This window comes from Streptococcus sp. HMSC077F03 (assembly GCF_001812375.1).
In the GTDB taxonomy this organism is placed as follows: domain Bacteria; phylum Bacillota; class Bacilli; order Lactobacillales; family Streptococcaceae; genus Streptococcus; species Streptococcus oralis_S.
Map to the genome: position 1 here is coordinate 1 of NZ_KV808772.1, position 17,293 is coordinate 17,293.

General features: G+C 41.9%; 16 protein-coding genes, 2 pseudogenes and 1 riboswitch. Of the genes and pseudogenes, 2 read left to right on the forward strand and 16 right to left on the reverse strand.

Features of this window, described 5'->3' with window-relative positions:
- The 14 genes and pseudogenes from HMPREF2853_RS03560 to HMPREF2853_RS03625 form a co-directional block, all read right to left on the reverse strand.
- Positions 1 to 257 (reverse strand): annotated as a pseudogene (locus HMPREF2853_RS03560) (DUF2974 domain-containing protein); the annotation flags it as partial.
- Positions 250 to 672: pseudogene (locus tag HMPREF2853_RS03565) on the reverse strand (hypothetical protein). The pseudogenes HMPREF2853_RS03565 and HMPREF2853_RS03560, both read right to left, overlap by 8 nt.
- Before the next feature lie 138 nt (positions 673 to 810).
- A complete protein-coding gene (locus tag HMPREF2853_RS03570; protein WP_065371408.1) occupies positions 811 to 1,233 on the reverse strand; it encodes a hypothetical protein in 423 nt (140 codons plus the stop codon).
- Positions 1,234 to 1,286: 53 nt separating this feature from the next.
- Positions 1,287 to 1,709: a hypothetical protein gene (locus HMPREF2853_RS03575; RefSeq protein ID WP_070534873.1), complete on the reverse strand. Its 423-nt coding sequence runs from the start codon at positions 1,707 to 1,709 to the stop codon at positions 1,287 to 1,289.
- 454 nt (positions 1,710 to 2,163) lie between these two features.
- Positions 2,164 to 2,556, reverse strand: a complete 393-nt coding sequence (gene rpsI, locus HMPREF2853_RS03580) for a 30S ribosomal protein S9 (RefSeq protein ID WP_000075973.1) — start codon at positions 2,554 to 2,556, stop codon at positions 2,164 to 2,166.
- A gap of 18 nt (positions 2,557 to 2,574) precedes the next feature.
- Positions 2,575 to 3,021, reverse strand: coding sequence for a 50S ribosomal protein L13 (gene rplM, locus HMPREF2853_RS03585; protein WP_001044624.1), 447 nt, complete (start codon positions 3,019 to 3,021; stop codon positions 2,575 to 2,577).
- A 210-nt stretch (positions 3,022 to 3,231) separates the two neighbouring features.
- Positions 3,232 to 4,431 (reverse strand): ABC transporter permease, encoded by a 1,200-nt coding sequence (locus HMPREF2853_RS03590; protein ID WP_049501588.1) that lies wholly within the window; start codon positions 4,429 to 4,431, stop codon positions 3,232 to 3,234.
- Entirely contained in the window at positions 4,428 to 5,321 is an 894-nt protein-coding gene (locus HMPREF2853_RS03595) for an ABC transporter ATP-binding protein (protein ID WP_049478363.1), read from the reverse strand. The genes HMPREF2853_RS03590 and HMPREF2853_RS03595 overlap by 4 nt, the downstream gene beginning before the upstream one ends.
- Before the next feature lie 249 nt (positions 5,322 to 5,570).
- The gene (gene pheT / locus HMPREF2853_RS03600) at positions 5,571 to 7,976 is read right to left on the reverse strand and encodes a phenylalanine--tRNA ligase subunit beta (RefSeq protein WP_070534875.1); all 2,406 of its coding nucleotides are present in this window, start codon (positions 7,974 to 7,976) and stop codon (positions 5,571 to 5,573) included.
- A 76-nt stretch (positions 7,977 to 8,052) separates the two neighbouring features.
- Positions 8,053 to 8,562: a GNAT family N-acetyltransferase gene (locus HMPREF2853_RS03605; RefSeq protein ID WP_000619930.1), complete on the reverse strand. Its 510-nt coding sequence runs from the start codon at positions 8,560 to 8,562 to the stop codon at positions 8,053 to 8,055.
- Positions 8,562 to 9,608, reverse strand: a complete 1,047-nt coding sequence (gene pheS / locus HMPREF2853_RS03610) for a phenylalanine--tRNA ligase subunit alpha (protein ID WP_008289063.1) — start codon at positions 9,606 to 9,608, stop codon at positions 8,562 to 8,564. The genes HMPREF2853_RS03605 and pheS overlap by 1 nt, the downstream gene beginning before the upstream one ends.
- 272 nt (positions 9,609 to 9,880) lie before the next feature.
- Positions 9,881 to 10,531 (reverse strand): phosphatase PAP2 family protein, encoded by a 651-nt coding sequence (locus HMPREF2853_RS03615; protein WP_070534876.1) that lies wholly within the window; start codon positions 10,529 to 10,531, stop codon positions 9,881 to 9,883.
- Complete coding sequence (locus HMPREF2853_RS03620; RefSeq protein ID WP_070534878.1) at positions 10,521 to 11,084, reverse strand: ECF transporter S component; 564 nt, start codon at positions 11,082 to 11,084, stop codon at positions 10,521 to 10,523. Before HMPREF2853_RS03620 ends, HMPREF2853_RS03615 begins: the two co-directional genes overlap by 11 nt.
- Before the next feature lie 153 nt (positions 11,085 to 11,237).
- A riboswitch (FMN riboswitch) is annotated at positions 11,238 to 11,456 on the reverse strand.
- Between the two features lie 40 nt (positions 11,457 to 11,496).
- Positions 11,497 to 12,000: a tRNA (cytidine(34)-2'-O)-methyltransferase gene (locus tag HMPREF2853_RS03625; protein ID WP_000181367.1), complete on the reverse strand. Its 504-nt coding sequence runs from the start codon at positions 11,998 to 12,000 to the stop codon at positions 11,497 to 11,499.
- A 402-nt stretch (positions 12,001 to 12,402) separates the two neighbouring features.
- On the opposite strand from HMPREF2853_RS03625, the gene trkA reads away from it, so the two are divergent.
- Both trkA and HMPREF2853_RS03635 read left to right on the forward strand, forming a co-directional pair.
- Positions 12,403 to 13,749, forward strand: a complete 1,347-nt coding sequence (gene trkA, locus HMPREF2853_RS03630) for a Trk system potassium transporter TrkA (protein WP_070534880.1) — start codon at positions 12,403 to 12,405, stop codon at positions 13,747 to 13,749.
- Positions 13,750 to 13,752: 3 nt separating this feature from the next.
- Positions 13,753 to 15,192, forward strand: a complete 1,440-nt coding sequence (locus tag HMPREF2853_RS03635) for a TrkH family potassium uptake protein (protein ID WP_070534882.1) — start codon at positions 13,753 to 13,755, stop codon at positions 15,190 to 15,192.
- Between the two features lie 90 nt (positions 15,193 to 15,282).
- Here the strand turns inward: HMPREF2853_RS03635 and HMPREF2853_RS03640 are convergent, their stop codons facing one another.
- Together HMPREF2853_RS03640 and HMPREF2853_RS03645 are read right to left on the reverse strand one after the other, a co-directional pair.
- On the reverse strand, positions 15,283 to 16,212 hold the full coding sequence (locus tag HMPREF2853_RS03640) for an ATP-binding cassette domain-containing protein (protein ID WP_070534884.1): 930 nt from the start codon (positions 16,210 to 16,212) through the stop codon (positions 15,283 to 15,285).
- 10 nt (positions 16,213 to 16,222) lie between these two features.
- Positions 16,223 to 17,290, reverse strand: coding sequence for an ABC transporter ATP-binding protein (locus HMPREF2853_RS03645; protein ID WP_061421652.1), 1,068 nt, complete (start codon positions 17,288 to 17,290; stop codon positions 16,223 to 16,225).
- Between the last annotated feature and the right edge of the window lie 3 nt (positions 17,291 to 17,293).

Here is a 17,293-nt window from a genome sequence, read left to right on the forward strand (position 1 = left end):
GTGACTTTATAAGTATCTCGCAACTCAGGATCCGGCTGCAAGTAGACTCTACCATTATGAGGAAGATGTTTACCTCCAGGGGTGATTTCCCATTCTTTTTTATCTTTATTATAAAATTTATTATCCCTAGAGAAATCAAATTGTCTAATATCTTTAGAATTATTATATGGTGAAAAATTACTAGGACGGTTTGCATAGGCAGATTGTGCTAAATCCGCATAAAAATTATCAAAGTTTTTTAAATTACTGTTAGTCATAATAATACCAAACCCCGTCCCTATAAATTCTTATAGGTTGCATTTCATAAATCCCAAATTCCCTTGGTGTACTATTCCTATCATTATTTAAGGAAAAACCAACCATAAATTCTGTTTTGTCATTATTATTCACCTTTCCTCTAAGTGTCAACATATAGCCTCCACCTTGTGGAGTTCCATTTCCTACTTAACCAACCTTCATACTATCCCAATCAAACTGAACACTTTCAACTTTAGGACTTAAAGACTTGACAAAATCAGCCATATCTTCTTCATGCTCCTTCAGATAAGCCAACTGCTTAGCCCGTGGGCTCAGAGTTATTCCTCCAAATAGATTTGTTTCCTGTGCCATCCATGCGCCTCCTCCAAATACTACAAGGGCTATAACTAGCCAAACCAAAGTACGTTTTTTCATCTCTTTCCTCCTATATAGCGGAATCTAAGTTTATTATATCATGAATGTAAAAAAAAAATACTTTTAATAAGTATTGTAAGTCAATTGGGAATGAATGGTGTTAAATTTGAGTAAAAATTATCAAAGGTTTTTAAATTACTATTCGTCATACTTGTCCCAACCTCCATTTTTTAACACTCTAGGCTGACTATACATACCAATCCTATCTATTGAAGGCACATCATTTTTATTTTTTAATCGAAAATCTATTGTAAAGTCAGAATCCTTTATATGATTAAAAGAACCCTTCACTGATAGATTATAACCTCCACCTTGTGGAGTTCCATTCCCTATCTGTTCAACAGTTAAACTATTCCAATCCATCTGAACAGATTCAATCTTTAAATTTTTAGACTTTACAAATTTTACAATTTCTTCTTCATGCTCCTTCAGATATGCCAACTGCTTTGCTCTCGGACTAAGAAATACTTCTCCAAATAGATTTGTTTTCTGTGCCACCCATGCTCCGCCTCCGAATATTACAAGAGCTAAAACTAGCCAAACCAAGGTACGTTTTTTCATTCTTTTTCTCCTATATATTTGAGTAAAAATTATCAAAGGTTTTTAAGTTACTGTTAGTCATAATAATACCATCCCCCATCCCTATAAATTCTTATAGGTTGCATTTCATAAATTCCAAATTCCTTTGGTATGCCATTAGCATCATTGTCTAAAGAAAATCCAACCATAAATTTCGTTTTATCATTATTATTTACCTTTCCTCTAAGTGTCAACATATAGCCACCACCTTGAGGAGTTCCATTCCCTACTTGGCCAACCTCCATACTATCCCAATTAAATTGAACACTTTCCACTTTAGGGCTTAAAGCTTTCACAAAATCAGCCATATCCTCTTCATGCTCCTTCAGATATGCCAACTGCTTGGCTCGCGGACTAAGAAATACTCCTCCAAATAGATTTGTTTCCTGTGCCATCCATGCGCCTCCTCCAAATACTACAAGGGACAAAACCAGTAAAATCAAGGCACGTTTTTTCATATTGATGCTCCTTCAGATATATCATCTCCCTCTCACAATCCAAAACTCCTTAATTAAAAACAAATTACGGATCTTTTGTTGCATTAGAAATAGAAGATTGTCATTAAAACTAGTATAGCATAAAAGCCTCAAACAGCCTATTTCACCAATTACTCTTCTTGAAGATTTGTTAATAATTTGACCAGAAGAATTTGAGTTGGATGCAAAGAAACAATAGTGTGAATTGTGCTAAAAATCATCAAAAACACCTCATAGTGTGAATCATGAAGTGCTTGTGAACGTTGATAGTATCGTATTGATTAACGTTTTGAGGCAACTGACTTTGTCAGATTGCAGCCACATTTGTAAGCGACTAAAGTCGCAACAACTGTGTCAATTGCACCAATTTAGTAAGAAAGTATAAAAAAAGAACACCTCGGAAGGTGCTCTTTGTAAGTATAGTAATTCTCTCGAATTAACGTTTACTAAATTGTGATGCTTTACGAGCTTTCTTAAGACCTGGCTTCTTACGCTCAACTTTACGTGAGTCACGTGTAAGAAGTCCTGCGCGTTTCAATGAATCGCGGAAGTCTGGGTCTACTTGAAGAAGGGCACGAGCGATACCATGACGGATAGCTCCTGATTGACCAGCGTATCCACCACCTACAACGTTAACGAAAACGTCGTATGAACCTACAGTTGAAGTAACTGCGAATGGTTGGTTGATAACAAGACGAAGGTCAGCGTGTGGGATGTACTCTTCAACATCTTTTTTGTTAACAGTGATTTTACCAGTTCCTGGAACAAGGCGAACGCGTGCAACAGCGTTTTTACGACGTCCAGTACCTGCATATTGTGCTTGTGACATACTTTATTGTTCCTTTCCTTAGATAAGTCCTGAAATATCAAGAACTTCTGGTTGTTGTGCAGCGTGAGTGTGCTCAGCTCCAACGAATACTTTCAATTTCATACCTTGAGCGCGACCAAGAGTATTGTGTGGAAGCATACCTTTAACTGATTTTTCGATCAAACGTACTGCATTTTTAGAACGAAGTTCACCAGCAGAGATTTGTTTCAATCCACCTGGGTGGTTTGAGTGAGTGTAGTAGATCTTATCAGTTGCTTTTTTACCAGTCAATTTAACTTTTTCAGCATTGATAACGATTACGAAGTCACCTGTATCAGTGTGTGGTGTGAATGTTGGTTTGTTTTTTCCGCGAAGTACGCTAGCAACAACAGCTGAAAGGCGTCCAAGAGGTACATCAGTTGCGTCAACAACGTACCATTTGCGTTCTACTTGGCCTGGTTTAGCCATGAATGTAGTTTTGTTCATGATTTCTCCTATATGAATATCGTTTTTGTTTACAGGGCGGATGTTCCGGTCCGCTAGGTATTTGAAAGGTTCCGGGGCCTTACAAATGGGGTAAACAATACCGTCTACTATCATACCAAATTTTACTACTAAAAGTCAATAGATATGAAAAATATTTTTGCCGATTTCAGTGTTTAACATCTAGAAAAACCTCGCTTTTGCGAGGCTCTCCTATTTATAAGCTAAGGCACGTTTAAAGGTTTTCCAGATTCCCAAATCATCTGTTTGAAGGACTAGACTAGCATACATGCGTCCGATAAAGGCTGTTGCAGTGACCGCAAAAACAACCGTTATGGCAAGTGAAATCCAGGCTTCTAAATCACTCGCATACCCATTTATAGCTCTAAATGGCATAAAGAAGGTCGAGATGAAAGGAATATAGGAACCAATTTTCAGAACTAAATTGTCCCCAGCAGCGCCTAGAGCAGTCACTCCGACAAATCCTGCTATAATCAAGATCATCAATGGCGACAAGGCCTTTCCTGAATCCTCAGGGCGAGAAACCATAGATCCTAGGAAGGCTGCTAAAACAACGTACATAAAGAGACTAACCAAGACAAACAATAGGGTATTGAGCGAGAAGGCCTCTCCTAGATGATTTAAAATCCCAGATTGCGCCAAGATTGGTAGGTCTTTAAAGAGCAGAATGGCAACCAGCCCACCCACGACGTAAATGCCAATATGAGTCAAAATCACAAGAAGCAAAGCCAGCATGCGAGCGTAGAAATAATGACTAGCTCGGATACTAGAGAAGACCACCTCCATGATTTTGGTTCCTTTCTCGCTAGCCACTTCCTGAGCAGTGACACTAGCATAGGTAATCAAAATCATATAAAGGAAGAAACCAAGCCCTGCGGCCGCAATGGTTTGAACAATTTTTTTGTTTTCCTTAGATTCATCAATCTTCTCAGTAAAATCAACGGTTTGACTCAAGCGTTGTTCCTGTTCTTGAGACAAATTGGCTGCCGAACGATTGAGTTGATATTGCAGTTCGTTTAGCTTATTGGTTACTGCTAGTTTGATGCCTGTTTCAAGAGAAGTTTCACCGTGATAAACGGCCTTGAGGACGCTGTCCTCTTGGTCAATGGTTAGATAACCCTTGATTTTCTCATCCTTGATAGCAGCCTGGGCACTGGCTTCATCCTTGTAATCAAAGTTGATACCATTGGTACCCTTGAGCCCTTCTTCTACAGATGGCACCGTTGTTACTACTGCTATCTTGCTATTCTTGGCCATAGAAGACCCTTGGAGATAGCTAATTCCTCCAGTTAGAGCGATAAAAAAGAACGGCGAAATCACCATAAAGAAGAAACTCCACGACTTGACATGTCGAAGATAGGTTTCCTTCATTACAACCCACATATTTCTCATACTTCCACCCCTGATTCTAGTTTAAAGATTTCATCGATTGTTGGAGCCTGTTGGTCAAAGGTCGCGATGTATTGACCTTGAGTGAGGATTGGGAAGAGTTCCCTTCCAGCGCTCTCATCATCGAGGATCAATTTCCAACTGCCTTGCTTGGTCAAGCTCACCTGTTTGACATGAGGAAGTTTTTCCAATTCTTCCTTGCTTCGTTCACTTGAAACAAAGAGACGTGTTTTCCCGTATTGATTGCGAACATCCTGAACTGGTCCATGCAAGACCACACGCCCATCACGAATCATCAGAATATCATCGCAAAGTTCCTCAACGTTGGTCATAACATGGTCAGAAAAGATAATGATTGCACCGCGCTCTTTCTCTTTCAAGATGACTTGTTTGAGTAACTCGGTATTAACTGGATCCAAACCACTAAAAGGCTCATCCAGGATGATCAAGTCTGGCTCATGGATCAGGGTGATAATGAGCTGAATTTTCTGCTGATTCCCTTTGGAGAGGCTCTTGATTTTGTCGGTCAATTTGCCCTTCACTTCCAATTTTTCCATCCATTGAGGGAGTTTTTCCTTGACTTCCTTAGCATCCATTCCTTTTAGAGTCGCCAAGTAGCGAACTTGTTCAAGGACTGTCAGCTTGGGCATGAGACTGCGTTCCTCAGGCAAATAGCCAATCCGAGCGTAGGTTTCCTGACGAATCTCCTGCCCATCCAGACTGATCTCTCCTTGATACTCTAAAAATTTCAACATACTGTGGAAAATCGTTGTTTTCCCAGCACCATTCTTCCCGACCAAGCCCAGAATCCTTCCTGGACTTGCCTGAAAATCGACACCAAACAAGACTTGCTTGGGACCGAAACTTTTCTCTAGATTTCTTACTTCTAACATTTTCCACCTCCGAGATATGTTGCACTTATTATACTCCTTTTTGATAGCCTTTACAACGATTTATGTCCATTTTATCAGATTATAAGTAGCAAAAGTATCCTATCTCTAATAAATTTTAAGTGCTTCAGTGATATCTCTAGTATAACTCATTAAAGACTTTCTGAGATGGATTCCTCCTCAACTATCGCTTTTCTCTTCTGAACTGTCCTTTTGAAACTAAAAATCCACCCCTAAGGATGGATTGATGAGTTAACGTACTTCTGCATTCACTTTTTCTTCCAGTGATGCTTGGATTTTTTCCATATAGCGTGCGACTTCTTCGTCTGTCAAGCTATCTTCTGGATTTTGGAAGGTCAAGCTATAGGCCATTGACTTCATACCAAGTCCCAGTTTTTCGCCTGAGAAGACGTCAAAGAGTTTGATATCTGTCAAACGTTTCACGCCTGCAGCTTGGATAGCGTCTACAACTTCTTGATGAGTGACTTCTGCCTTGAGGAGTAGAGCCACGTCACGACTGACTGCTGGGAATTTAGTGATTTCTACAAATGGAGCAGCTGGTTGAAGGGCAGCTTCGATGGCTGAAAGATTGAGCTCAGCTACATACGTTTCTGGAATATCGTAGGCCTTGCCAGTGACTGGATGCACTTGGCCAAGGAAACCAAGAACTTGGTCGCCGAGTGAAATCACGGCTGTACGTCCTGGATGGAGACTTGCAATCTCAGCTGTTGCTGTATAAGTCACTTCTAGTCCCAAGCGAGTAAAGAGCGCTTCAAGGATTCCCTTAGCATAGAAGAAATCAACTGGAACTGCTGCCGTTTGGAAATCTTTTTCTGCAACCAAGCCGGTCAAGGCAAAGGCAAAACTGTTGATTTCGTTTGGAAGTTCTTCTTTTGGATTGCCTGTTTGTTCAAAGACTTTTCCAATCTCGTAAAGAGCCAAGTTTTTGTTCTTACGAGCCACGTTGTAGGCCACCGTATCCAAAATACCTGAGACCATATTTTGACGGAGAACGGAACGATCCACTGTCATTGGCCACATAAGTTCTGTAAGGTTACTTGGTTGAGCTGTAAACTCAACTGCTTTTTCAGGCGTTGTCAGAGCGTAGGTGATGATCTCTGTCAAACCTGCTCCTTCAGCGATGGTACGGACTTGACGGCGCAGTTTTTGTGTCGCAGTCAATTCACCAGCTGTACCGTCATCTTTTGGAAGACTAGTTGGCAAGCGATCATAACCATAGATACGGGCGATTTCTTCAAAGAGGTCCGCTTCGATAGTGATATCCCAACGACGACGAGGTACGCTGACTGTAAAGCTTTCTGCATTGCCAGAAAGGCCAAAGCCAAGACGACGGAAGACGTCTTCCACATCAGCATAGGAAAGCTCCGTACCAAGGACGCGGTTAACGTCTGCAAGGGTTGAAGAAACTTCCACATCAGAAGTATCAAGCTCTCCTGCTGAAACGATGCCCTTACGTACCGTCGCACCTGCAAGATCAGCAATCATGCTCGCTGCAGCATCAAGTGCTTCGTTAACAGTTGCCACATTGATGCCTTTTTCAAAGCGAGAAGATGATTCAGAACGAAGGTTAAGGCGTCCGCTAGTCTTGCGGATGGATTTACCATTGAAAACAGCCGCTTCAAGGACCACACGACTAGATTTTTCAGAGATTTCTGTTGCTTGACCACCCATAACACCTGCAAGGGCTACTGGCTTGTCTGCGACAGTGATGACTAAGTCATTTGTTTCCAAGTCACGCTCTTCACCATCCAAGGTCACCAATTTTTCACCAGCACGCGCTTCACGCACACGAATCTCGCTTCCTTCAAAGGTATCCAAGTCAAAGGCATGCATCGGTTGACCAAAGTAAAGCAGGATGTAGTTGGTTACGTCAACTACGTTATTGATCGGACGAATCCCTTCGTTCATAAGAAGGTTTTGCAACCATTGTGGACTTGGTGCGATGGTCACATTGTCCAAGATACGGGCTGCATAGTAAGGCGCCTTGTCGGTATCGATACTTACAGAAAGTGCATCTGCTGCAGATTCATTTGTTTCTGTTAAGGTAAATTCTTTGAAGTTAACTGCCTTGTCATAGATGGCTGCCACTTCATGAGCTACCCCACGCATAGATAGAGCATCTGCACGATTTGGCGTGATAGAAAGTTCAATGATTTCATCATCCAAGTCTAGGTAAGAGAAAACTTCATCCCCAGGAACAGCATCTTGAGGCAAGATTTGAATACCATCTGCGAATTCCTTCGGTACAACCGAGTCAGAAATACCTAATTCACCAAGGGAACAGATCATTCCAAGTGACTCTAAGCCACGGATTTTCCCTTTTTTGATTTTGTAGTTGTCAGCGATACGAGCTCCCGGAAGTGCCACCATGACCTTGATACCAGCACGCACATTTGGGGCACCACAAACGATTTGACGCGCTTCTTCTTCGCCAACGTTAACCTGACAGACATGCAAGTGAGTTTCTGGCACATCTTCGCAAGACAAGACCTCACCGACGACAATTTTTGAGAGACCGGCAGCCGGTGATTCGACACCTTCGACCTCAATCCCTGTAGTTGACATTTTCTCAGCCAACTCTTGTGATGGCACATCAATGTCCACCAATTCTTTTAACCATTTATAAGATACAAGCATAATTTAGTTCTCCAGAATGACAGTTGCCACTCTGGTTCTTTTCCTTTCCTATCATTTCAATAGAAGAATCCTCTTCTTACCTTAATTTCTTTTTCAGTAACCAATCTGTATCTACTTTTTGACCAACCATAAAACTATGTTGGCTAAATTTCTCAAAACCATATCGGTTATAAAACGCTTGAGCTTTTGTATTATGCTCCCAAACACCTAACCAAGCCCAGGAAAAACTATTTTTGGTAGCAAGTTCAAGAGCGAATTCAAACAGTTGCTTACCTAGTCCAAATCCTTGGAATTTTTGTAGCACATAGAGGCGTTGAATTTCAAAAGCATCCTCTAATTTTCTCTCAGTCTGAGCACTTCCCCAGTTGACTTTGAGAAAACCAGCTATCTCCTCTTCATGCATAATGAAATAGGTTTCGGAATCTGGATTTTCCAACTCAGTTGACAAAACTCTGAGACTATAAGTCTTTTCAAAGTATTCCTGTAACTGCTCTTCCGTATTATCATGAGCAAATGTTTCACGAAAGGTTTGTTTGGCAATTTTGGACAACGCCCCAATATCTGCCTTTTCTACTTTTCTAATCATTATTTAAACTGTTCTGAGAAGCGGACATCGCCTTGGTAGAACCCACGGATATCATTGATTCCGTAGCGGAGCATAGCGACACGCTCTTGTCCAAGACCAAAGGCAAAGCCAGAGTATACAGTCGCATCGATTCCACTCATTTCAAGGACACGTGGGTGAACCATACCGGCCCCCATAATCTCAATCCAACCTGTTTTCTTACATACGTTACAGCCTTCTCCACCACACTTGAAGCAGGAAACATCCACCTCAACAGATGGCTCTGTGAATGGGAAATAAGATGGACGCAAACGGATCTGACGTTCTTCACCGAACATCTTTTGGACGATCAACTGAAGCGTTCCTTGAAGGTCTGCCATAGAGATGTTTTTCCCAACAACCAAGCCTTCGATTTGGTGGAACTGGTGACTATGGGTTGCATCGTCCGTATCACGACGGAACACACGTCCTGGTGAGATCATCTTCAAAGGACCTTTTGAAAAATCATGAGCATCCATAGCACGCGCCTGAACTGGTGACGTGTGAGTACGGAGTAAGATTTCTTCTGTGATGTAGAAAGTATCCTGCATATCGCGAGCTGGGTGATCTTTTGGAAGGTTCATACGCTCGAAGTTGTAGTAGTCTTGCTCTACTTCAAAACCATCCACGACTTGGTAACCCATCCCAATGAAAATATCTTCGATTTCTTCACTGGTTTGTGTCAAAACGTGACGGTGACCAGTCGCAACTGGGCGACCTGGAAGTGTTACATCGATGCTCTCACTTGCTAGTTGAGCTTCTACTTTCTTTTCTTCCAAGAGCTTAGCTGTTTCTTCAAAAGCCGCTGTCAAAACATCACGCGCTTCATTAACGTGTTTCCCGATGATTGGACGCATCTCAGCAGAGACATCCTTCATCCCTTTGAGGATTTCCGTAAGGGAACCTTTTTTACCAAGGACAGAGACACGCAAGTCTTGCATCTCTTTTTCATTTTCAGCAGTAATCTGCTTCAAGCTAGCCAGCGTTTCTTCGCGAAGCGCTTTTAATTGTTCTTCAATAGTTGACATAATTCCTCCATCAGTCTCTCGTAGATAAAAAGAAAACCACATGCCAAAAACTCCACTCGGAGCGTTGACACGCGGTACCATCCGTTTTCATCTGACAAGTCAGACCTTCATTTCTAAATCCATGCGCAAGTGAATTCACCCAGCTTTCATATAGAGAGCTTGCAGTCACGGCTCTCCTCCCTGATATACTTCCCTTGGGCTACTAGTCTTGCGGATTTCTATTCAATTACTACTTAGTTTATCAGATTTTTACCATTCTTGCAAGACCTATCTCACTTCTGCTTGCCTTTAAATCGCCATTGGAAGCGAAGCTTGTCATAGAAAGGAAATTCGATAAACAAGACTCCCAAACCCACACAGAAACTGGCAAGAACATCTGATGGGTAGTGAACTCCCAGATAGACCCGAGATAGCAACACACTGACGAGGTAGAAGCCAAGGATGATTTGCACAATTTTTCTCCAGACTGGATCTTTAATCCGTTGACTGAGAATGACAATCAAAGTCCCTACCATCAGCGTCACTGCCAGAGAATGGCCACTTGGGAAGGAAAATCCCTTCTCCTCAACTAAATGTAAGATAGCTGGTCGTGGGCGCTGGTAAATATTTTTAAAGGTCACGATTAAAAGACCAGCTAAGGCTAGATTGCCCGCCATGAAGTAGCTTTCTATCTTCCACTGCTTACGATAAAAGATAAAGGCTGTAATGACAACCCAGGTGATAATCACTGGGATATCAATCAAATGCGTAAGGGCACGGAACAGAACTGTCAAATAATCTGGTAAATCTCCACGAAGAGCTGTCTGAAGCGGTTGATCAAAACCGACCAGCGTTTCAGGATAGAACTTAACCATATAGCCAAGAAGGACGAAAAGTAAAAGGGCAAAACTGCCCTTCATTAAAAATGTTTGTTTATCTCTCATAATGTTTTAAGGTTGGTTTCAAGAGGAGGTATAACAACCAGAATGAAACGGCAAAGATGATACCTTCAATCAGGTTAAAAGGTAAAACCATAGTCATCAAGTAGTTAGAAAGTCCTATAATTTCTCTAATATCAAAGTTGGCAAACTGCGCGTATAAAGGAACTGCATAGACATAGTTGAGAACCAACATTGCCACAGTCAAACCAATAGTTCCAGCGAGAGAGCCTAGTAGGAAACGAAGGGTGCTGCGTTCCTTTTTCCAAATCATAGCAAATACGATGACAAAAACTCCCAAGGCTACAATATTCATTGGCAACCCAATGTAAGTATTCACTCCCTGACTATTGAGAAGTAACTTCAAGAGTGATCGCAGCAAGAGAATCCCTAGAGCAGCAGGCAAATCCATCACCACCAAGCCCACAAGGACTGGCAAGATACTAAACTCGATCTTGAGGAAGGTCGCCGCTGGCAAGAGCGGAAAGTCAAAGTACATCAACACAAATGAAATGGCTGATAAAATCGCAATGGTCGAAAGTCGACGTGTGTTTGTCATAACAGGTTCCTCCAATTTTCTATAAAATCAGAAGAAGTTGGAAAGGATCCCTCTATCTATTCTCACTTTTTATATCCCAAAAGTTCCCTCTCACTCTTTTGAGCAAGCGGTTGCAATTCATCTATAAACTCATCAGAACAGACAAAGCCATTCTTTCGTCTTCTCCCATCCAGACTATACTGTCGGTTGTGGAATCGCACCACATCAGCTTGCGCTCGCGGACTTATTTGGTTAAGATATTTTAGATTTACCTAGGCGTCGCAGTCGAAGATAATACTTAAAGTATATCGAGACAAGACAACGACGAGAAAGCTAAAATAGCTAGTCAAATTTACCGCCGGTCGGGAATCTCACCCTGCCCTGAAGACCCTTTAATCATAACAAAAAACGCTTGCAAGTGCAAGCATTTTGATTATTTCAATTTATCTGCTTCATAGGTGTGAACAAGCTCAAGATCTGCAAAATTTTGCTGACGAAGTGCTTCATAGACAATCATGCAGACGGTATTGGAAACATTGAGACTGCGGACATGTTCATCATTCATAGGAATACGGAGAGCCTTCTCAGGATGTTCACGCATGAAATCCTCAGGCAAGCCCTTGTCTTCACGTCCAAAGAGAAAATAATGGTCCTCGTCAGTCGATAAATCTGCTTCAGAATAGACCTTTTCCGCAAATTTTGAAATCAGATAGAGTTTCCCCTTCATCTGAGACATAAAATCTTCCAAGCTGTCATAAAAATAAATCTCTAACTTATCCCAGTAGTCCAAACCAGCCCGCTTCATCTTGCGGTCATCAATCGGAAATCCCATCGGTTTGATGATGTGGAGGGGAGAATTGGTCGCAGCGCAAGTACGCGCAATGTTACCTGTATTTTGTGGAATCTGAGGTTCAAATAATACAATGTGATTTGTCATGACTGGCTTCCTTTTATCATTGCAAAAAAATAGCCACACTGCCCGGAGTCAAGCTCAGCAAACAGCGTGGTTAAGGCGTCGTTAACTTACCTCACAACAGGTTTGAAGTAAATCAGCGAAACTACTTCCTTAGTATAACACTTTCAGAATCATTGTCAATAGAAACGACTTGATTTTTTTACTTTTTTTTGATGATATTTTCATGTTTGGTCATTCCCTTTCTGAAAAGGTATGGTAAAAGAGCCAAATCACTTCAAATCGGAGCCATCGTTATAGAAGTTAAACAAATGTATCTTCAAAAACTTGAAAAAGGCCTTTCTTGCCCTAAAAATCGCCTTAGCAAGTGCATTTTTTGCTAAAAAAGGGTATGATAGTTACATCATGAAAAAGTAGGTTTTTTATATGAAAATTGTCCTTGTTGGTGGAGGGAAAGTTGGTTTCGCCCTCTGTCGTTCACTGGTTGCAGAAAACCATGACGTTGTCCTCATCGAACAAGATGAGGCTGTCCTCAATCACATTGTCAGTCGCTATGATATCATAGGTCTCCTTGGAAATGGTGCTGACTTTGCCATCTTGGAGCAAGCCAGTGTTCAAGAGTGCGATATCTTTATCGCCCTAACCGAACACGATGAAGTGAATATGATTTCAGCGGTACTTGCTAAAAAAATGGGCGCTAAAGAAACCATCGTTCGGGTGCGAAATCCTGAATACTCTAATGCCTATTTTAAAGAGAAAAATATTCTTGGATTCTCACTTATCGTTAACCCAGAACTCCTAGCAGCGCGTGCGATCTCAAATATCATTGATTTCCCTAATGCCCTTTCGGTCGAACGTTTCGCTGGAGGTCGAGTTAGCTTGATGGAGTTTGTTGTCAAAGATGCTAGCGGTCTTTGCCAGATGCCTATTTCAGAATTTCGGAAAAAATTTGATGTGATTGTGTGTGCTTTGGAGCGCAACCATGAGTTGATCATTCCAGATGGTGAGATGACCCTTCAAGATAAGGATCGCATCTTTGTTACAGGAAATCGGGTCGATATGATGCGCCTGCACAATCATTTTAAAGCTCGGACTGTTAAGAGCTTTCTGATTATCGGAGCAGGAAAAATTGCCTACTATCTCGTCGGTATCTTGAAAGACAGCCGAATTGACACCAAGGTTATCGAAATCAATCCTGAAAGAGCCCGTTTCTTTAGTGAAAAATTCCCAAATCTCTATATCGTTCAGGGAGATGGGACAGCCAAAGATATCTTACTAGAAGAAAGTGCTCCTCACTACGATGCGGTCGCAACCTTAACTGGGGTGGACGAAGAAAACATCATCACCTCCATGTTCCTTGACCGTGTTGGCGTCCAGAAAAACATCACCAAGGTCAACCGGACCAGTCTCCTAGAAATTATCCATGCGCCTGATTTTTCAAGTATCATCACGCCAAAAATCATCGCAGTGGATACCATTATGCACTTTATCCGAGGACGGGTTAATGCCCAATACTCAGACCTTCAAGCCATGCACCATCTTGCAAACGGCCAGATTGAAACCCTACAATTCCATATCAAGGAAGCTAATAAAACGACTGCCAAGCCTCTTTCTCATCTGAAACTGAAGAAGGGTATTCTCATCGCAGCCATTATTCGAAAAGGAAAAACAATCTTCCCGACCGGAGAGGATACGCTGGAGGTCGGAGACCAATTGCTGGTAACCACCCTGCTACCAAACATCACCAAAATCTATGATTTGATCGAGAGGTAAGAAATGAATAAAAGTATGATTCGTTACCTCCTCTCCAAACTTCTCTTGATCGAGGCTGTTCTCCTCCTAGTTCCTGTTAGTATAGCGACCTATTACCGAGAGTCCAGCCAAGTATTTACAGCTCTTTTTACTACGATTGGAATTTTAATCCTTCTCGGTGGTCTAGGCGTTTTACGGAAACCGAAAAATCAACGGATTTATGCCAAGGAAGGAGTCTTAATTGTTGCCCTCTGTTGGATTCTCTGGTCTTTCTTTGGTGGCTTACCTTTTGTCTTTTCAGGACAAATCCCCAGCATCATCGATGCATTTTTCGAGATCAGCTCTGGTTTTACAACGACTGGTGCTACTATCCTAACAGATGTTTCCGTTCTCAGTCGTTCCCTCCTCTTCTGGCGAAGTTTCACCCACTTGATCGGAGGAATGGGAGTGCTTGTTTTCGCACTTGCTATTATGGACAATGCTAAGAATAGTCACTTAGAGGTGATGAAAGCAGAGGTCCCTGGTCCTGTCTTTGGTAAGGTTGTATCCAAACTGAAAAATACTGCCCAGATCCTCTATCTCCTTTACCTAGGGCTCTTCTCCCTCTTTGTTGTCATCTACTATCTAGCAGGTATGCCCTTGTTTGATAGCTTTGTTATCGCTATGGGAACAGCAGGAACGGGGGGATTCACCGTCTACAATGATGGAATCGCCCACTACGGCAGTTCCCTGATTACCTATCTTGTCAGTTTTGGCGTTCTGGTTTTCGGTGTCAATTTTAACCTCTATTACTTTCTCATGCTCCGTCGGGTCAAGGCCTTCTTTGGAGATGAGGAACTGCGGGCTTATGTCATTATTGTTCTGGTGTCTACCGCTTTGATCACCCTCAACACCCTCCACCTTTACCAAGGTGTCTCTAAGAGTTTTGAGATGGCTCTCTTCCAAGTATCCAATATCATTACGACAACGGGATTTGGTTACGGAGATATTACCAACTGGCCCCTCTTCTCCCAGTTTATCCTCCTCTTCCTCATGGGAATCGGTGGCTCAGCTGGGTCAACAGCAGGTGGTCTCAAAATTATCCGTGGACTGATCCTCACAAAAATTGCTAAAAATCAAATTTTGTCCACTTTATCCCCTCACCGTGTTTTGACTCTACACGTCAATAAAACTGTGATTGATAAGGATACCCAGCACAAGATTCTTAAATATTTTGCTATCTATATGATGATTATTCTCTCTCTCATCTTTATCGTCAGTCTTGATAGCAATGATTTTCTAGTCGTGACCAGTGCGGTCTTCAGCTGTTTTAACAATATCGGACCTATTCTAGGTACAACCTTGAGTTTTGCCATCTTTAGTCCCATCTCTAAAATCCTCCTCTCCTTTGCAATGATTGCAGGTCGCTTAGAGATCTACCCAATTCTGCTACTCTTTATGAAACGCACTTGGTCTAAACGTTAATGAGAATACAATTCCCCTTTTACAAGTTAGTAGAAGGGGAATTTTTCTATTAAAAAAATGAGAAGACCTTTCGGTCCTCTCCTAGTCTGTTTATTTTTTAAGAGCTTCTTTGTATCGAGCAAGTTCTGCTTGGTTAGCCCAAACATAGTGACCTGGACGAATTTCTACCATAGATGGCTTATCTGTCTCATAGTCATGTTGGCCAGGATCGTAAACTTTCAAGACCTTCTTGCGTTCCAAGATTGGATCTGGAATCGGTACAGCAGATAGAAGTGCTTGAGTGTATGGGTGGACAGGATTGTTAAACAACTCCTCTGTCTCCGCCACTTCGACGATAACTCCCTTATAGATAACCGCGATACGATCTGAGATAAAGCGAACAACTGACAAGTCATGCGCGATAAAGAGATAGGTCAAGCCCAACTCTTTTTGGAACTTCTTGAGCAAGTTCAAGACTTGCGCACGCACTGATACGTCCAAGGCTGAAATTGGCTCATCCGCAATAACGAAATCAGGTTCCATCACAAGGGCACGGGCAATCCCGATACGCTGGCGTTGACCACCAGAAAACTCGTGTGGATAACGGGTCAAGTGTTCTTTCAAAAGTCCAACTTCATGGATCATCTTTTGAACTTTTTCTTTACGATCTTCTTCATCTTTAAACAAGTGATAGTTGTAAAGACCTTCAGAGATGATATAGTCAACTGTCGCACGCTCATTCAAGCTCGCTGCAGGGTCCTGGAAAATCATCTGGATACGACGGATCAAATCCGATGACTCCTTATGAGATTTTTTCCCATTAATTTTATGACCATCAAAGATGATCTCACCTTTACTAGTATTATTTAGACCAATAATAGCACGACCAATAGTTGTTTTCCCACTACCAGACTCACCTACAAGAGAGAAGGTTTCTCCCTTGTTGATAAAGAAGTTGGCGTTTTTAACCGCGACAAACTTCTTACTTCCTTCACCGAAGGAAATTTCTAAATCTTTAATTTCTACTAATTTTTCAGACATTTCCTTCCTCCTAGTCTTCTAGATGAGCAAAGCCCATTTTATCACGAATTTTGTCATGCAAATCTGCAATGACTCCAGGTTTTTCAACTTTAGGAGCATTCTCATGAAGCAACCAAGTCTTAGCCCAGTGGGTATCAGTGACTGAAAACTTAGGTGCCTTCTCTTCAAAATCAATTTGCATCGCATAATCTGAACGAAGGGCAAAGGCATCACCTTTCAACTCAGTATAAAGAGACGGTGGTGTTCCTGGGATAGAGTACAATTCCCCTTTATCATCAGCAAGCTGTGGCAAGCTAGACAAGAGACTCCAAGTGTATGGATGACGTGGGTCGTAGAAAACTTCCTCAACAGTACCGTATTCTACAATTTCACCAGCATACATAACCGCTACCTTATCAGCAATACTTGCTACCACACCAAGGTCATGGGTGATAAAGATAATGGTAAAGTGGTACTCATTTTGCAAAGTTTTAAGCAAATCAATGATTTGCGCTTGAATGGTTACATCAAGAGCCGTTGTTGGCTCGTCACAGATCAAGATATCTGGACGACAGGCAAGGGCAATCGCAATAACGATACGTTGGCGCATCCCTCCAGAATATTGGAAAGGATACTCTTCAAAACGTTTTTCAGCATCTGGGATTCCGACCTTGTTCATATAGTCGATTGCCATCTCTTTGGCTTCCTTAGCTGTTTTCCCTTGGTGTTTAACGATCACTTCAGTGATTTGGCTACCGATTGTATTGATTGGGTCCAAACTTGTCATAGGATCTTGGAAGATGGTCGCAATTTTAGCTCCACGAATCTTCTCCCATTCCTTGTTAGAAGTAAGAGCGGTCAAGTCTTGTCCACGATAGTCGATGCTTCCTTGGGCAATACGTCCATTGTCTTCTAACATCCCTGTAAAGGTTTTTGTTAAAACAGATTTACCAGAACCGGACTCACCTACCAAGGCAAGAACTTCTCCTTCAATCAGGTCCAGAGAAACTCCTCGGATAGCCGTCAGAACTTTGTCACGAACGTCAAATTCCACGACAATATCACGAGCAGTCAAAATTACATCTTTTCCTTTTATCATGTC

What these genes read in the sequence shown, in the direction of transcription:
- HMPREF2853_RS03570 (WP_065371408.1), bottom strand. Translation starts at nt 1,233, where the DNA reads ATGAAAAAACGTACCTTGGTTTGGCTAGTTTTAGCTCTTGTAATATTC.
- HMPREF2853_RS03575 (WP_070534873.1), bottom strand. Translation starts at nt 1,709, where the DNA reads ATGAAAAAACGTGCCTTGATTTTACTGGTTTTGTCCCTTGTAGTATTT.
- rpsI (WP_000075973.1), bottom strand. Translation starts at nt 2,556, where the DNA reads ATGTCACAAGCACAATATGCAGGTACTGGACGTCGTAAAAACGCTGTT.
- rplM (WP_001044624.1), bottom strand. Translation starts at nt 3,021, where the DNA reads ATGAACAAAACTACATTCATGGCTAAACCAGGCCAAGTAGAACGCAAA.
- HMPREF2853_RS03590 (WP_049501588.1), bottom strand. Translation starts at nt 4,431, where the DNA reads ATGAGAAATATGTGGGTTGTAATGAAGGAAACCTATCTTCGACATGTC.
- HMPREF2853_RS03595 (WP_049478363.1), bottom strand. Translation starts at nt 5,321, where the DNA reads ATGTTAGAAGTAAGAAATCTAGAGAAAAGTTTCGGTCCCAAGCAAGTC.
- pheT (WP_070534875.1), bottom strand. Translation starts at nt 7,976, where the DNA reads ATGCTTGTATCTTATAAATGGTTAAAAGAATTGGTGGACATTGATGTG.
- HMPREF2853_RS03605 (WP_000619930.1), bottom strand. Translation starts at nt 8,562, where the DNA reads ATGATTAGAAAAGTAGAAAAGGCAGATATTGGGGCGTTGTCCAAAATT.
- pheS (WP_008289063.1), bottom strand. Translation starts at nt 9,608, where the DNA reads ATGTCAACTATTGAAGAACAATTAAAAGCGCTTCGCGAAGAAACGCTG.
- HMPREF2853_RS03615 (WP_070534876.1), bottom strand. Translation starts at nt 10,531, where the DNA reads ATGAGAGATAAACAAACATTTTTAATGAAGGGCAGTTTTGCCCTTTTA.
- HMPREF2853_RS03620 (WP_070534878.1), bottom strand. Translation starts at nt 11,084, where the DNA reads ATGACAAACACACGTCGACTTTCGACCATTGCGATTTTATCAGCCATT.
- HMPREF2853_RS03625 (WP_000181367.1), bottom strand. Translation starts at nt 12,000, where the DNA reads ATGACAAATCACATTGTATTATTTGAACCTCAGATTCCACAAAATACA.
- trkA (WP_070534880.1), top strand. Translation starts at nt 12,403, where the DNA reads ATGAAAATTGTCCTTGTTGGTGGAGGGAAAGTTGGTTTCGCCCTCTGT.
- HMPREF2853_RS03635 (WP_070534882.1), top strand. Translation starts at nt 13,753, where the DNA reads ATGAATAAAAGTATGATTCGTTACCTCCTCTCCAAACTTCTCTTGATC.
- HMPREF2853_RS03640 (WP_070534884.1), bottom strand. Translation starts at nt 16,212, where the DNA reads ATGTCTGAAAAATTAGTAGAAATTAAAGATTTAGAAATTTCCTTCGGT.
- HMPREF2853_RS03645 (WP_061421652.1), bottom strand. Translation starts at nt 17,290, where the DNA reads ATGATAAAAGGAAAAGATGTAATTTTGACTGCTCGTGATATTGTCGTG.